General features: G+C 59.8%; 16 protein-coding genes. 8 read left to right on the plus strand and 8 right to left on the minus strand.

The window, feature by feature from the left end; all coding sequences use genetic code 11:
* Positions 1-2: 2 nt before the first annotated feature.
* Positions 3-857: a MurR/RpiR family transcriptional regulator gene (locus ABH912_RS00650; RefSeq protein WP_033053992.1), complete on the minus strand. Its 855-nt coding sequence runs from the start codon at positions 855-857 to the stop codon at positions 3-5.
* Positions 858-1,198: 341 nt separating this feature from the next.
* Here ABH912_RS00650 and ABH912_RS00655 point away from each other — a divergent pair, with 341 nt between their 5' ends.
* Positions 1,199-1,771: a histidine phosphatase family protein gene (locus ABH912_RS00655; RefSeq protein WP_429509295.1), complete on the plus strand. Its 573-nt coding sequence runs from the start codon at positions 1,199-1,201 to the stop codon at positions 1,769-1,771.
* Positions 1,771-2,526 carry a precorrin-6A synthase (deacetylating) gene (gene cobF, locus ABH912_RS00660; RefSeq protein ID WP_429509296.1) on the plus strand — a complete coding sequence of 252 codons (756 nt, stop codon included), beginning with the start codon at positions 1,771-1,773 and terminating at the stop codon, positions 2,524-2,526. The genes ABH912_RS00655 and cobF overlap by 1 nt, the downstream gene beginning before the upstream one ends.
* A gap of 109 nt (positions 2,527-2,635) precedes the next feature.
* Here the strand turns inward: cobF and ftrA are convergent, their stop codons facing one another.
* Positions 2,636-3,610, minus strand: coding sequence for a transcriptional regulator FtrA (ftrA, locus tag ABH912_RS00665; RefSeq protein ID WP_429509297.1), 975 nt, complete (start codon positions 3,608-3,610; stop codon positions 2,636-2,638).
* A 101-nt stretch (positions 3,611-3,711) separates the two neighbouring features.
* On the opposite strand from ftrA, the gene ABH912_RS00670 reads away from it, so the two are divergent.
* On the plus strand, positions 3,712-4,146 hold the full coding sequence (locus tag ABH912_RS00670) for a rhodanese-like domain-containing protein (protein ID WP_033054001.1): 435 nt from the start codon (positions 3,712-3,714) through the stop codon (positions 4,144-4,146).
* A 111-nt stretch (positions 4,147-4,257) separates the two neighbouring features.
* Here ABH912_RS00670 and ABH912_RS00675 read toward each other — a convergent pair whose 3' ends face one another.
* Positions 4,258-4,890: a type 1 glutamine amidotransferase gene (locus ABH912_RS00675; RefSeq protein ID WP_429509298.1), complete on the minus strand. Its 633-nt coding sequence runs from the start codon at positions 4,888-4,890 to the stop codon at positions 4,258-4,260.
* 235 nt (positions 4,891-5,125) lie between these two features.
* On the opposite strand from ABH912_RS00675, the gene ABH912_RS00680 reads away from it, so the two are divergent.
* The 3 genes from ABH912_RS00680 to ABH912_RS00690 all read left to right on the plus strand — a co-directional run bounded on the left by ABH912_RS00680 (position 5,126) and on the right by ABH912_RS00690 (position 8,051).
* Positions 5,126-5,905: an ABC transporter substrate-binding protein gene (locus ABH912_RS00680; RefSeq protein ID WP_033054005.1), complete on the plus strand. Its 780-nt coding sequence runs from the start codon at positions 5,126-5,128 to the stop codon at positions 5,903-5,905.
* Positions 5,906-6,106: 201 nt separating this feature from the next.
* Complete coding sequence (locus ABH912_RS00685; protein ID WP_429509299.1) at positions 6,107-7,219, plus strand: succinylglutamate desuccinylase/aspartoacylase family protein; 1,113 nt, start codon at positions 6,107-6,109, stop codon at positions 7,217-7,219.
* A 115-nt stretch (positions 7,220-7,334) separates the two neighbouring features.
* On the plus strand, positions 7,335-8,051 hold the full coding sequence (locus tag ABH912_RS00690; RefSeq protein WP_429509300.1) for an alpha/beta hydrolase: 717 nt from the start codon (positions 7,335-7,337) through the stop codon (positions 8,049-8,051).
* 3 nt (positions 8,052-8,054) lie between these two features.
* Here the strand turns inward: ABH912_RS00690 and ABH912_RS00695 are convergent, their stop codons facing one another.
* The gene (locus tag ABH912_RS00695; RefSeq protein WP_429509301.1) at positions 8,055-8,642 is read right to left on the minus strand and encodes a hypothetical protein; all 588 of its coding nucleotides are present in this window, start codon (positions 8,640-8,642) and stop codon (positions 8,055-8,057) included.
* Positions 8,643-9,343: 701 nt separating this feature from the next.
* On the opposite strand from ABH912_RS00695, the gene ABH912_RS00700 reads away from it, so the two are divergent.
* Entirely contained in the window at positions 9,344-9,712 is a 369-nt protein-coding gene (locus ABH912_RS00700) for a DUF6124 family protein (RefSeq protein WP_429509302.1), read from the plus strand.
* Between the two features lie 95 nt (positions 9,713-9,807).
* Here the strand turns inward: ABH912_RS00700 and ABH912_RS00705 are convergent, their stop codons facing one another.
* The 4 genes from ABH912_RS00705 to ABH912_RS00720 form a co-directional block, all read right to left on the minus strand.
* Entirely contained in the window at positions 9,808-10,482 is a 675-nt protein-coding gene (locus tag ABH912_RS00705) for a glutathione S-transferase family protein (protein ID WP_046049595.1), read from the minus strand.
* Between the two features lie 84 nt (positions 10,483-10,566).
* On the minus strand, positions 10,567-11,478 hold the full coding sequence (gene yddG, locus ABH912_RS00710; RefSeq protein WP_429509303.1) for an aromatic amino acid exporter YddG: 912 nt from the start codon (positions 11,476-11,478) through the stop codon (positions 10,567-10,569).
* Between the two features lie 58 nt (positions 11,479-11,536).
* Positions 11,537-12,331, minus strand: coding sequence for a hypothetical protein (locus tag ABH912_RS00715; RefSeq protein WP_429509304.1), 795 nt, complete (start codon positions 12,329-12,331; stop codon positions 11,537-11,539).
* Positions 12,332-12,450: 119 nt separating this feature from the next.
* On the minus strand, positions 12,451-13,347 hold the full coding sequence (locus tag ABH912_RS00720) for a LysR family transcriptional regulator (protein WP_429509305.1): 897 nt from the start codon (positions 13,345-13,347) through the stop codon (positions 12,451-12,453).
* Positions 13,348-13,458: 111 nt separating this feature from the next.
* Between ABH912_RS00720 and ABH912_RS00725 the strand changes: the two genes are divergently transcribed.
* Positions 13,459-14,061, plus strand: coding sequence for an NADPH-dependent F420 reductase (locus ABH912_RS00725; protein WP_033054027.1), 603 nt, complete (start codon positions 13,459-13,461; stop codon positions 14,059-14,061).
* Positions 14,062-14,213 lie beyond the last annotated feature (152 nt).

The raw sequence follows: 14,213 nt of genomic DNA on the forward strand, positions 1-14,213 counted from the left end.
CCTTATTTATCCTCCAGCAGGTGGGTATCGAAGTCGGTCCGCAGGGCGTCGATGCCTTCCAGTCGATCGGCCAGATCCGGACTGCGCAGGGACAGGCAGGCAATCAGCGCCTCGACCTGGGCCAGCGCCGGAACCAGGGAGTCGAAGGCCGACACCGAATCCACCGGCGCACTGATAATCAGGTCGGCCATTTCCCGCAACGGTGAAGCATAGATGTCGGTGAACAACACCACGCGTGCATATCGACTTTTCGCCGCATTGGCCACGCGCAGGGCCTGTGACTGGTAGCGGCGATAGTCGAACACCAGCACCACGTCCTGACGTTGCACGTCGAACAAACGGTCGGGCAGTTGCGCGTTGTCTTCCAGGGCTAAACAGCCTGGACGCAGCAGACGCAGGTGGTTGAGCAAATAACTGGCGAGGAAACTGCTGAAGCGCCCGCCGAAGCAATGCACCTGATGGCGGGTGTCGAGCAGCCATTCCACCAGAATCCGTACATCTTCGGGTTGGGTCAGCGCATGGGTGTCCACCAGCGCTCGATGGCTGTGCGCCAGATATTGGCTCCAGGCGTCGCCTTTCTGAAGATGAGCACGAGGTTGCAACAGGGCGCTGGGAGAACGGAGGCGGTGGTCCATGTCGCTGAGCAGGGCATCCTGGAAATCGGCATAACCGCTGAAACCCAGTTTTTTGACCAGTCGCACGATGGTGGGATCGCTGACACCGGCATGTTCGGCCAAACGTGACATCGGGCCCAGCCCGTTACGCGGGTACTGGTCCAGCAAGGCACGGATGACTTTGCGTTCCGACGGCGTAAGGTCCAGGCCGGGATCGGTGATCAGGTCTCTGAGAGAAGGCATCCGGGCTCCTGCTGGATGGATATGTCGGTTTCATTTCATAAATTGCTAAAACAGTATTTATGTAGCGGACTCAACATGTCTAGTGAATTTTTTCATGGTTTTTTAAAGCCCCAAAACAGGGCGAAAACCCCGTGGGCATTGGGCTACATGGAAGTCGACTGGGCTTGTAGTCCATTGCCCATAGTGGTGTCGGACATCGACGATTTTTTCAGGCGTATCAAGTTTTCGAACCTGAATGGCCGGATCAAACGAAACGCCCTGGATCGCGCTTCTTGCGGCACAATTGGGCCATTATTTTCGGCGTGACGCCGTTTCAATTTCCATCGACAGAGTGATCCTTCGTGCAGGCGACCCGTTTAACCTTGATGTGCCACGCTCGAACCGTCGCACAAAAATTGGCGTGTTTTCCTACGAATGAGCCCATAGAGATGGATTGGCAATCTGCAAGGGGATCGCGTCGTGCTCAGTTCAAAGGGACGCCACGACTGATGTGTGGACCTGAACTGCGAACCCGGCAAACCGCCGAACTGTTCGGCAGTGACGTGGAGATTGTCGAGGCATTGAGGGATTGCGATTTCGGGCACTGGAAAGGCGTACGGATCGACGATCTGCAAAAAACCGCAGCCGAAACGCTGCAGATCTGGCTCGATGACCCGAATTCGGCGCCCCACGGTGGCGAATCGGTGGTGCAACTCGGTGAGCGGGTGGCCGCTTGGCTGAAAACGCTGGAGGCCACACCGGGGCATATCGTTGCCATCACCCATCCGTTTGTCATTCGCGCCGCGCTGACGCAAGTGCTGCAAGGCGCAGCGTTCAACCTGATCGACGTTGAACCGCTGTCGGCCATCGAACTGCGGTTCAACGGCCGCTGGCGCTTACGCTTGCTGGGCACTGACCCTGAAGGAGCACATTGATGAAAAAACTTCTGGTCATCGGCATCGGCGCCGGCAACCCCGACTACATCACGATGCAAGCCGTGAAAGCACTGAACCTCGTCGATGTGTTTTTCCTCATGGACAAGGGCCAGAGCAAAGACAAACTGATCGACCTGCGCCGCGAGATCTGCGAACGCTACATCACCGATCGCGACTACCGCTTCGTCGAAGCCCACAGCCCGGAGCGCGAACGCGGTGATGTGGACTACAAGGCCAGCGTGGAAGACCTGAACCTGGCCAAGCAGCAGACTTTCGAACGGTTGATCAGCGAGGAAATGACGGATGACCAGTGCGCCGGTTTTCTGGTGTGGGGCGATCCGGCGTTGTACGACAGCACCATTCGGATCTTGCAGGCGATTCTGGCTTCGGGCCGGTGCGTCTTCGAATTTGAAGTGATCCCCGGCATCACCAGTGTCCAGGCGCTGGCGGCGCAGCATAAGGTGCCGCTGAATCGCATTGGCCGCTCGATTGAAATCACCACGGGTCGACGGCTGGCGGCGGGGCAGGTGAGCGATGCCGACAGCCTGGTGGTGATGCTCGATGCGGAAGATTCCTACCATCAGGTGGCGGATCAGGAGACAGATATTTACTGGGGGGCCTACCTGGGGACGCCGGATGAAATCCTGATCAGCGGCAAGCTCAAGGATGTGGCGGATGAGATCGAGCGAGTGCGCAAGGCTGCTCGATTGGAGAATGGGTGGATTATGGATACGTATCTGTTGCGTAAACCTTGAGATAAGCAGTGTCGAGGCTGACGCCTTCGCGGGCAAGCCTCGCTCCTACAGGGATGGCGGTGTACTTGTAGGAGCGAGGCTTGCCCGCGAAGGGGCCTTCAAATACACCTCAAGAAATTGCTTTAACCTCCCGCCCAAACCGCTCTCGATATACCGACGGCGGCACGCCGACCACGCTGCGAAACGCCACCCGAAAACTCTCCACCGAGCGATAACCGCAGTGTTGGGCAATCTGGTCGGTGTTTTGGCTCGTGCTCTCAAGCAGCTCGCGAGCCCGGCCCAGACGCTCATGCTGCAACCACGCCTTGGGCGGCATGCCGGTAGCTTCAGTGAAGCGGCGCAGGAAAGTCCGTTCACTCATCGCCGCCTCGCTCGCCAACTCGCGCACCTCCAGCGGTTCATGCAAACGCTCGCGTGCCCACTGCATGACGCGCGACAAATCGCTACGCGGCGTAGGACTGACCGGTGTCGGAATGAACTGCGCCTGACCGCCGGTGCGTTGCGGCGACATCACCAGCCGCCGCGCCACCGAGTTGGCCACTTGCGTGCCGAAGTCCCGCGCCACCAAGTGCAGGCAGGCATCGATGCCGGCAGCACTGCCGGCCGAGGTGATCAGCTGACCTGAATCGACATAGAGCACGTCCGGGTCCACCAGAATGTTCGGAAAACGCTCGGCCAACTCAGCGGTGTAACGCCAGTGCGTGGTGGCGCCGCGACCGTCGAGCAAACCGGTGGCCGCGAGTACGAACACGCCCGAGCAGATCGACAGCAGCCGCGCACCCCGCGCATGGGCCTGGCGCAGGGCCGCGATCAATGCCTCAGGCACCGGGGCGCTGCGATCACGCCAGCCGGGAATGATGATGGTGCGGGCGTCCTCAAGCAGCTCCATGCCGCCATCGGCCAGCACCTGAATGCCACCCATGGCGCGCATCGGGCCTTGATCCACGGCGGCGATCCGGTGCTCGTACCAAGGGAAGTCGAACTCCGGACGGGCCAGGCCGAAGATCTCCACGGCGATGCCGAACTCGAATGTACAGAGGCCGTCGTAGGCCAGAATCGCGACCAATCCAGGGGTGGGCTGCATTTGGCGGAAAGTTCCCGGTGAGTGTCTTGTGCGCCACTGTAGCCGCACGCGTCGGGCGGATAAAGTCTTCTCACACCCACCGAGACTTTGGAGTACAGCCCATGACCAGCCTGGTCCGCGAGATTCCCGCCGCCCCATCGGCCATCGCCCTGATGCATTTCAGCAACCGTCTGACCTTCGAAACCGACTGTTCCGACGTTCACGGCAGCCAACAGGCCGGCGAAGTGGATTTTGTCCTGGTGGACGTGCGCGGCCCGCTCGCGTTCGAGCGTGGCCATGTGCCGGGAGCGATCAATATTCCGGGGCGATTGCTGAGCGCTGAAGGTCTGGCGGCTTACCCGAAAACCAGCGTGTTCGTGGTGTATTGCGCCGGGCCCCACTGCAACGGCGCCAACAAGGCTGCCGTGAAACTGGCGACGCTGGGTTACCCGGTCAAGGAAATGATCGGCGGAGTGACCGGGTGGCTGGATGAAGGGTTTGAGTTGAGTGTTGCGGTGCAACGTCCCAACACCGCCGCCATTGGTTGCGAATGCTGATCTAGCCGAAAAGATCGCAGCCTCGTTTCACTCGACAGCTGCTACGGGGGGATTGCGTAGACCTGTAGCAGCTGTCGAGTGAAACGAGGCTGCGATCTGTTGATCTTGCTTCTAAGCGGAAGCCCACCACCCGTCCAGCGTCGCCTGCAACCACTCGAACACCGCTGCATAGGCGGCGCTGTCCTGTTGACCCCGGGGCAGCGGTGACTCGTCGGCAAAGTGTTCATTGAGCGTTGCCACCGATTCAGCCGTCCACTCTGGATGAAACTGCAAACCCACCCGTGTTGGCCCGACGCGGTACATCTGCTGCTCGCACTGATCACTGCTGGCCAGCAACTGCGCGTCTGGCGGCAGGTCGATGGCGTCTTCGTGCCATTCCAGCACCTTCAGTGGCTGACCATCGGCGAACGTCACGCGGGTCCAACCGGTTTCGGTTCGATCCATCCGCCGCACATTCCCGCCCAGACTCAGCGCCAGCAACTGCGCCCCCAGGCAAATCGCAAACACCGCCGCACCTTGATCCAGACTGCCCGCCAACCACTGGCGTTCGGCTTCCAGCCAGGCCGGCCCGCCGTTGGACTCATAAGGCCCGCCCAACAGGATCACGGGTACTGCACTCACTGGCGGCAACTGGCCGAGGTCGGCGCGAAACACGTTCAGAGTCAAACCTCGGGACGCCGCCCACGTGGCAATGGCACCGGGACCTTCGGCGGGGTGGTGCTGGATCAGGTTCAACGTGGGCATAAGAGCTCTCTTGTAGTTTTTGCTTGTAGGTTTTGTCTGAAAAAAGGGCTTGTCCTACAGTCTTTGCACTGGCTTGGCGCACGCTTCAAGGGACTTGAATCCGTCGGCCACTTTTCTATAAGTATTTGTCGCTTAAACACAATTTGCCCTCCTTGAGCCGCTCTAGACTGCCGGCCACTTCGGTCTTCACCTACCGAAAGCTGCCAATAAAAGCCTCCGCACACAGGAGTTATAAATGAAGAAGCTAGTGATGTTCGGTGCCCTGGCACTGTCGATGTTGTCCCTGACGGCTGTGGCCGAAGACGCCAAGCCGATCCGCCTCGGTATCGAAGCCGGTTACCCGCCATTCTCGATGAAAACCCCTGACGGCAAACTCACCGGCTTCGACGTGGACATCGGCGACGCGCTGTGCGAGCAGATGAAAGTGAAGTGCACTTGGGTCGAGCAAGAGTTCGACGGCCTGATCCCGGCGCTGAAGGTCAAGAAAATCGACGCGATCCTGTCGTCCATGACCATCACCGACGATCGCAAAAAGAACGTCGACTTCACCATCAAGTACTACCACACCCCGGCGCGCTTCGTGATGAAGGAAGGCACCGACATCAAAGACCCGCTGACCGAACTCAAAGGCAAGAAAGTCGGTGTGCTGCGCGCCAGTACCCACGACCGCTTCGCCACTGAAGTGCTGGTGCCGGCCGGTATCAATCTGGTTCGCTACGGCTCGCAGCAGGAAGCCAACCTGGACATGGTCGCCGGTCGTCTCGACGCGATGCTGGCCGACTCGGTCAACCTGGACGACGGTTTCCTGAAAACCGACGCCGGTAAAGGCTTCGCTTTCGTCGGCCCGACCTACGAAGACGCCAAGTACTTCGGCGGCGGCGCCGGTATTGCTGTGCGCAAGGGCGATACCGAGCTGGCAGAGAAATTCAACACCGCCATCACCGAAATCCGCGCCAATGGCAAGTACAAGCAAGTGCAAGACAAGTACTTCGACTTTGACGTTTACGGCCAGTAATCACGCCGTTTAAAAAAGTGGCAACCGTTGACGCGGTTGCCATTTTTTTTATGCGCACTTTGCTGAGACGGATACCCTGTGGGAGCGAGCTTGCTCGCGATGACGGACTGACATTCAACATTGATGTCGACTGACACGCCGCCATCGCGAGCAAGCTCGCTCCCACAGGGTGATCTCAGTGCCCCTTATATCGGAGTTCTCATGCAACGCATCGATCATTCACTGCCCTGGAGCCACCTGGGCACCGAGCGCACCCTCAGCGTGTTTCGTTTTGGCGCGGGCACTCGCAAGGTCTACATCCAGGCCAGCCTGCACGCTGATGAACTGCCGGGCATGCGCACGGCGTGGGAACTGAAAAAGCGTCTGGCCGAACTCGAAACCCAGGGTCAGTTGCAGGGCGTGATCGAACTGGTCCCGGTGGCCAATCCCATCGGCCTCGATCAACACCTGCAAGGCAGCCACATGGGCCGCTTCGAACTGGGCAGCGGCAAGAATTTCAACCGTTCCTTCGTCGAACTCAGCGCACCGGTGGCCGAGTTGATCGACGATCGGCTGGGCAGTGATGCGGCTGCCAACATTGCGCTGATTCGCCAGACCATGGGCCAGGTACTCGACGATTTGCCGGCACCGGCCTCGCAGCTTGAAGCCATGCACCGCTTGCTGCTGCGCCACGCCTGTGAGGCCGACATCACCCTCGATCTGCATTGTGATTTCGACGCGGCGATTCATCTGTATGCCTTGCCGCAACACTGGCCGCAGTGGCAATCCCTGGCGGCGCGTTTGAAGGCCGGGGTGGCGTTGCTCTGTGAAGATTCCGGCGGCAGCTCATTCGATGAGTCGTGTTCAACGCCGTGGTTGCGTCTGGCAAGGGCTTTCCCTGAGGCCGCGATCCCGCCGGCCAACCTGGCGACGACGCTGGAGCTGGGCAGCATGGGTGATACGCGAGTCGATCAGGCTCAAGCCAATTGCGAGGCGATTCTCGGGTTCCTCGCCGAGCAGGGTTTCATCACAGGTACTTGGCCTGCGGCCCCGAGCGAGTGCTGTGAAGGCATGCCGTTCGAAGGCACCCAATACCTGTTCGCGCCGCATCATGGGGTCGTCAGTTTCCTGCGCGATTCCGGTGAGTGGGTGGAGAAGGGCGATGCGCTGTTTGAAGTGGTCGACCCGCTGAATGATCGGGTCACGACTGTTTGCGCCGGGACCAGTGGGGTGTTGTTTGCGATTGATCGCGGGCGTTATACGCAGCCGGGTACCTGGCAGGCGAAGGTCGCGGGGCGTGAGCCGATTCGGGTCGGAAAACTCATTAACGATTAACCGCGCAATCTTCACCGCTTTTGAGGCCGCTATCGCGAGCAACACCCATAATCCCCCGGCAAGCTTCACAGTGTTAGGCTCTGCCCCGAATCCTGCGCTCTGTGAAGGAAGTTTTATGTTGAAGTTTCTCGCTCTGCTGACACTCCTGGCGTCCGCCGCCGTCCACGCTCAAACCCCGCTGCAAACCGATCTGCCGCTCAAGTACCTGGAGCAGGCCAACCCCGAATCGCGCAATCAGCCCCTGGTGATTTTCCTCCACGGTTTTGGCAGTAACGAGGAGGACCTGTTCGACATCAAGGATGAATTGCCCGCGTCATACAACTACCTGTCGGTACGCGCACCGATGGTGATGGAGGAGGACAGTTACAAGTGGTTTCGCGAGAAGGGCAACGCTGCCTACAACGGTGAGACCGATGATCTGAAGGCCAGCGGCCAGGTGCTGCAGGATTTCGTCGCACAAGCGGCGAAGAAATATCACACCGAACCGAACAAGGTGTTCCTGGTGGGTTTCAGCCAGGGCGCGATCATGTCCTACGAGGTGGCCCTGCGTCATCCCGAGGCGGTTGGCGGGATAGCGGCGTTGAGCGGACGGATTTTGCCGGTGCTACAGTCCGAACTGAAACCGGATGAAAAGCGCCAGAAACTGGCGATTTTCATCGGTCATGGCACTGCGGATAAACGCCTTCCGTACATTGACGGCACGGACGCTGACAGCCTGTTGCAAAGCCTGTCACTCAAGCCTGAATTTCATGCCTACCCTGGCGTCGGTCACAGCATCAGTGCTGTCGAATTACAGGACTTGAGCGCCTGGTTGCAGCGCCTCAATCCTTGATACTTACTTGCCGGTGACGATCTGCTTGACCAGCGTCTCGTGGCCAGCATTGTCACTGAGGCGGGAAATCACCTGAACGATCGCCATGCGCGTATTGGATGCAGCCATCAGCGTGGTGTCGAGGGTTTTGCCGCCGCCCTGGGTGGCGGTGCTGTCAATCTGCCGCAGCCCCAGGCCAGTGCCTTTCTGGGTCAGGCTTTTTTCACTGAGCTTGGTGAAATCCGGCAGCGCCGTGGCTTGTTCGGTGGCGAAGGCGGACGCCGTGGAGTCGAGGAACTGACCGTCGTTGTCTTTGACGTTGAGGCCACCGGGGATGGTGTTTTCAGCGGCGATCACAACGGTTTTAGTCGCCTGATTGGTGTACATGGTGCCCGTTGCCCCGGCGGTGCCGGTGGCCGCGTCGCCGGCAGGCAACGGGTTGGCGACGAAGCCTTTAGGCAGGGTGAACGTGAACTTGCCGCCGAGCATCGAGACTTTCTGTGCGGGCACGGCATCACTGGCAGTGGCCTTGGCGGCCTGCGCATTCAGCGCTCCCAGACTGGCAACCGCCGTCAACAACAGGACAACGGCTTTTTTACTCAACAATGACATTCAGAAACTCCAGGGGATGGTCGGTCTCGCGGTGGGGGGCGATCATCCCATGGAGGTTGCGGCGCATTCCAGCGCGGTCTAACGGACGGTCACGTTCCTTTGGTCAGCGCAATTACTTATGGCTACTTATGGACCAGCGCCAACCAACCACTGCTGGGTGTCATCGGCCTGGAACGACCACTCTCTGCACGCATCGACGACCAATCTGGCATCCGCCTACCAAAACCTCTTCAAAAACACTACATCGCCACGCGAGTCCGGCAGGATTTAAAGCGGCCAACGGGTAACGTCGCGCCCCTGGGAAAATGTCGGACGCTTCCTCGATTTTTGGAAAGCTTTCACGCGTTTAACGTACGCGTTTAAAGACACCCGCTGTTACGTCCTAACGGCTACAACACCTTGCGTCGTTACCTACGCGTACGCCAGAATCCGCCGGCTTGTGCGGCTGTGGGGCGGGCTATATCGTTTGCTGGTCACTGCAAAACAGTGATCGGGTTTGGTAGCCCGCTACGAAGTCGCATGGCAACACCTTATGCAGTCTCTTTTCGGGACTCTGCTTTTATGGTGGTCATGCGTGGGGCTCCATTGTGAGCGCCGGGTTTTCCCAACTTCGACCGGTCTACCAACCCACGTATGGCCGCCACCCTTCGTTTGGTAGCGAGGGTGATGGCTCCTCAATATTGCAAGTTGGAGCTTCATCTATGTTCAAAGTTACGCCCAACCCCCCAAATACCACTCCGTTACCCTACGACGCCTTTCTTGATCTTGACCCCAAGAAAATGAACGAGGCGGCCGACCGCGCACTCAGCTTTTACCTCAATCCCGGGGCGTCGAAAACGCAGATACCGCCCCGCAAGCCCAGCACCATTTTCACCATCGACGCAGCGGTGGATGACGAAACGTTGCTCGTCGAGGCCTGCGAATCGTTGGCAGCAGCCAGCGCCATAGTCAACGATCTCACCGACTTGACCGACGGCCCACGACGGCAAACGATGCTGGTGCTGCAACGGGTCATCATGTTGGGGGAGTTAGCGGTCAATCGGGTATTGGATAACCACAAGCCTGGGTAGTAGCCAGGCGGGTAGCGAGGGCGCTTGCGCCCTCGTTGTTTAGCAGCAGTCAAGGTTGATCACTCATTTCATCTCCTTCGAATGCTGTGAATGGGTTACTGCGCCTGGTTCTGCGGGAACAGGTTGCGACGGGTTTCTTCGTCGAATTCAGCCTTCAGCACCAGTTTCTCTTTAAGACCGTGGGCACGTTGGGCGGCCGGGCGGGCGCTGATTTCATCGAACAGGCGCTTGACGTTCGGGTACGCCGCCAGGCCGTTCTCGCCGAGGATGTACGGCGCGTAATTGGCCCAACCCCAGAGCGCCATGTCGGCGATGCTGTAGGTGTCGCCGGCCAGGTACTGATGGTCGGCCAGACGCTGATCGAGCACGCGGTAATGGCGTTCGACTTCCTTGAGGTAGCGGTTTTTCGCATACGCCAGGTCTTCCGGTGCGTGGTGCAGGAAATGCACCGCCTGGCCGGAAAATGGCGACAGGCCAGTGGCGATGAACATCAGCCACGACAGTAGCTCGGCCTGACCTGCGACGGAGGTTGGCAGGAAGCGCTGATGTTTTTGCGCCAGGTGCAGCAGGATCGCCTGGGAGTCGAAGACGGTCGCGTCGCCATCGACCAGGGCTGGCACCTTGGCGTTCGGGTTGATCGCCAAAAAGGCCGGCAGGTGTTGCTCGCCTTTGAAGGTGTCGACACCGATCAATTCGTAGGGCGTTTGCAGTTCTTCGAGCAGCAGCGCGACTTTCATCGGGTTGGGCGAAGGGTGGAAAAAGAACTTCATGGTGTAGGCCTCAGTCAGTGATTGGTTTTCAACTGAGGCTGATGTTGAAGTAAACCTGTTCGAATGACGTGCGAGCTTTTTGCTTTACTCGTTCGGAACTATCGAACGTGTTATCGGTAATTTGACGGTTGATCGCGACGTGGCGATGACTGCCCCGGTGATAATCAGCAACGCGGGGACGATCAGAATCGGGCTGGCATGGCTGCGCCCCACGGTGATCAGCAACAACGTGGACATCAGCGGCGCCAGGTAGGACAGCGCCCCCAGCGTCGCCAGACTGCCGTGTTTGGTGGCGTGGTCCCAGGCAAAAAACGCCAGGCCTACCGGTCCTAGCCCAAGGACGACAATCGCGGTCCATTGGCTGAAGTCGGGTTGTATCGTGATTTCGAACATAAGGTGACAAACCAGTCCGGCCACGGCGACCAGGCCACAGATGCCACCAATGATGCTGCTCGGTACTTCGCTGAACCGGCGGTTGATCACCGAGTAAACCGACCAGATCAGCGCACAACCGAACGCTGCGAGATAACCGGCGATGGGCATCGCGGCGCCAGCATTCGGGGCACGCTGCTGCATGATGAAGGCCGTGCCGGCCAGGCCCAGCAGTGCGCCGAGCAATTGCCGCTTGTGCAGCTTTTCTCCAGCCGAGAACGCCGACAGCAACACCAGCAACAGCGGCCAAAGGTAGTTGATCAGACTGGCTTCAGCCGCCGGGGCGGCTTTGAGTGCGAAAAAGTACAGCGCGTGATAAACGAAAATTCCGACGAATCCGGTCGCCCAAACGGTCCAGGGCTGGCGCCAACTGGTGAAGCCGGCGAGCCCGTGTCGGCCCAGAATCACCAGGCTCGCCGCGAACGCCGCGCCGAAACTCAGGGCCATCAGTTCAAACGGCGGAATGCCTTCGGTGAGGGTGGTCAGCAACGCCAGGGAGGACCAGAGCACAATCGCAATCACGCCGACGGCCGTCGCGCTGTGGCTGTTTCGAAGCGGGGTCATGTCTGTTCCTTCAGCGCGATGAGCGGGCGACCATCCTGGCCCGATGACATCAAGCAGCTTAGCGTTTGATCGCCGTACGTCCAGCGTCCGGTACCGGGCTCGCCGGCTTGGCCAACAAACGCTTGGTCACCCCGAGCATACCCACTGACACCGCGACGCCCAGAGCGAACGCGCTCAAACCCATGCCTGGCAAGGCCAGCGCCAACACCAGGCAAAACGCGGCGAACGAATACATCCCGGTAGCAGTGGCCCGCAGCAACGCGGCGGTAAACGCCGGGCCGCGGGTTTGCTGGGAGAACACCGCCATCACGCTGCCCAGCACCGGGAACACGGCGAGCAGGCCGCTCCAGCGTTCACCAACGGTGCTGGCCAACAACGTGACGGCGAGGGTGAGCAGGGCGCCGGCAATCATGCGCAACAGCAATTTGTCGGACTTCGGCGCCGGGCCCGACACGATCGGCTGTACCGAGGGAAACAGATACGGCGCCGCCAGCAGTGCGGTCGCGGCGGCGATTACCGAGAACACCAGGGACGGCGCAATCAACGACAGCACAACGGCCGCCGTCGCCCAGACCAACAGCGAAATCACTAGCGCCCACGGCCAATCCGCGCGTTGTGCAACCTGAGCGTAGGTCACGCAAAAGGCAATCATCGCGAACATCGCCGACAGCGCTGCCGTCGCCGATTGAGCGGCGAACACCTGGCCTTGTTCGATGGCGAGGAAGAACAGAATCGGCCCGACCACCACCGGCAACCCCGACAGCCAACCGGCGACACTCGGTCCCCAGCGTTTACCGGCCAGGGAAATCAGCAAGAGAAATCCTGGGATGACCAGCAGTTTGAGTAACAGCACGCACGTACCTCCGACCTGAGTGAGGCGGCAACGTTAGCATTGCGCGGGAGTGATTGCTCTATAGATGTCGTGATTTTGTATACAAAAATTAGGGTGTTGAACGCTTTGCGTGGAAACGATCAGTTGTGCTTAAACGCCTCGACCACAAAGTCGATGAACACCCGGGTCTTGGCCGGCATCAACGTGCGGCTCGGGTAGTACAGCGAAATCGGACCCGCGTCGGCGTGCCAGTCGGGCAGCAGGCGCACCAGTTCGCCACGCTGGATATTCGCCAGTACATCCGGCAACACCAGCAGTGTGACGCCCAGGCCGAGTATCGCCGCTTCGCGCATGGCGGCCGGGTCATTGAGCACAATGTTTTCATTCAGATTGGCCGGTGCTTCGTTGCCCGCGCCATCGTGCATCAGCCATTGGCGAATCTGCCCGGTGCGGGTGCCGCGCATCACAATGCCGGTGTGTCCGGACAGGTCTGCCGGACTGTCGGGCAGGCTGCGTCCTGCGAGGTAGGCGGGAGAGGCGACCGCCACCACATGCGCCGCCGCCAACGTCCGCGACACCACACCGGGCGTTAACTTGAAGCCGCCGCCAATGGCCGCGTCATACCCTTCGGCAATCAAATCCACGGGGCGGTTTTCGAAGTGCCATTCCGGGCGAATCAGCGGGTAGCGCGCCAGGAACGCCGGCAGCAGCGGCAAGACATGATCGATGCCAAATGTCGGCGCCAGGCTGACTTTGAGCACGCCCGTCGGCTCGCCTTGGTCACTGCTCACCGTGCTGATTGCTGTCTGTAGTGCTTGCAGATTACCGCCGATACTCGTCAGAAAGCGTTCCCCGGCTTCGGTCAGGGACAGCTTGCGGGTCGAACGCTGGAACAGCCGCACGCCGATGTTGCGTTCCAGCATCGCCACGTTGCGGCTGACAGCGGCCGGGGTCAGCGCGAGCACTCGTGCGGCGGCGGAGAAACTGCCGGTTTCGGCACTGCGAACGAAAGATTCGAGGTTGGCGAGGGTTTCCATGGCAGGCACCTGCTAGTCATGCTTGAAAATCATTCAAGGCATTACCCGCTAATCAATCGCTAATGGCAAGCGCAGTATTCACTCCAACGACAACCCACGGAGTGAACAACCATGAGCACCATCGGAATCATCGGCGCCGGCGCAATCGGCGCAGCCTTTGCCAGAGCACTGTCACGTCAAGGTATTGAAGTGGTTATCGCCAACAGCCGAGGGCCGCAAAGCCTGGCCTCGCTGGTGGAAGAACTCGGACCAACGGCGCGTGCCGGAACTCGCGAGGAAGCCGCCGCACAAGCCATCGTGTTGGTCGCGGTCAACTGGTCGAAGTTGCCGACCGCGCTTGCCGGCCTGCCGGATTTTGGCGGTCGGATTGTCATCGACGCCAACAACTCAATCGAGGCGCCATCGTTCAAGGCGGTGGATTTGCAGGGGCGGACGTCCAGCGAAGTGTTTGCCGAATGGGTACCCGGTGCGCGGGTGGTGAAGGCGTTCAATCACCTTCAGGCGCGTTTTCTGGAAAGCGATCCAGCGGCGGAGGGCGGGCGGCGGGTGCTGTTTCTCTCGGGTGATGATGCCGATGCAAAAGCTCAAGTGGCGGCGCTGATCGAACGGCTGGGTTTCTTCGGGATTGATCTGGGGGAATTGAGCGTCGGGGCGCGGCTGGTGCAGTTTCCAGGCGGTCCGCTGCCGGTGCTGAATCTGGTGAAATTTGCCTGACGGCCAGACAAAAAGAACCCGGTGCATTTGATTTCAATCAGCTCATGCAGACGCTGACTAACTGTGGCGAGGGAGCTTGCTCCCGCTCGAGTGCGAAGCGCTCGCAAAATCTTCGGGAATAGTCGAGATTTTGGGGCCGCTACGCAGCCCAG

It is taken from the genome of Pseudomonas sp. BT76 TE3572, assembly GCF_050435365.1.
Lineage (GTDB): Bacteria > Pseudomonadota > Gammaproteobacteria > Pseudomonadales > Pseudomonadaceae > Aquipseudomonas > Aquipseudomonas fluorescens_W.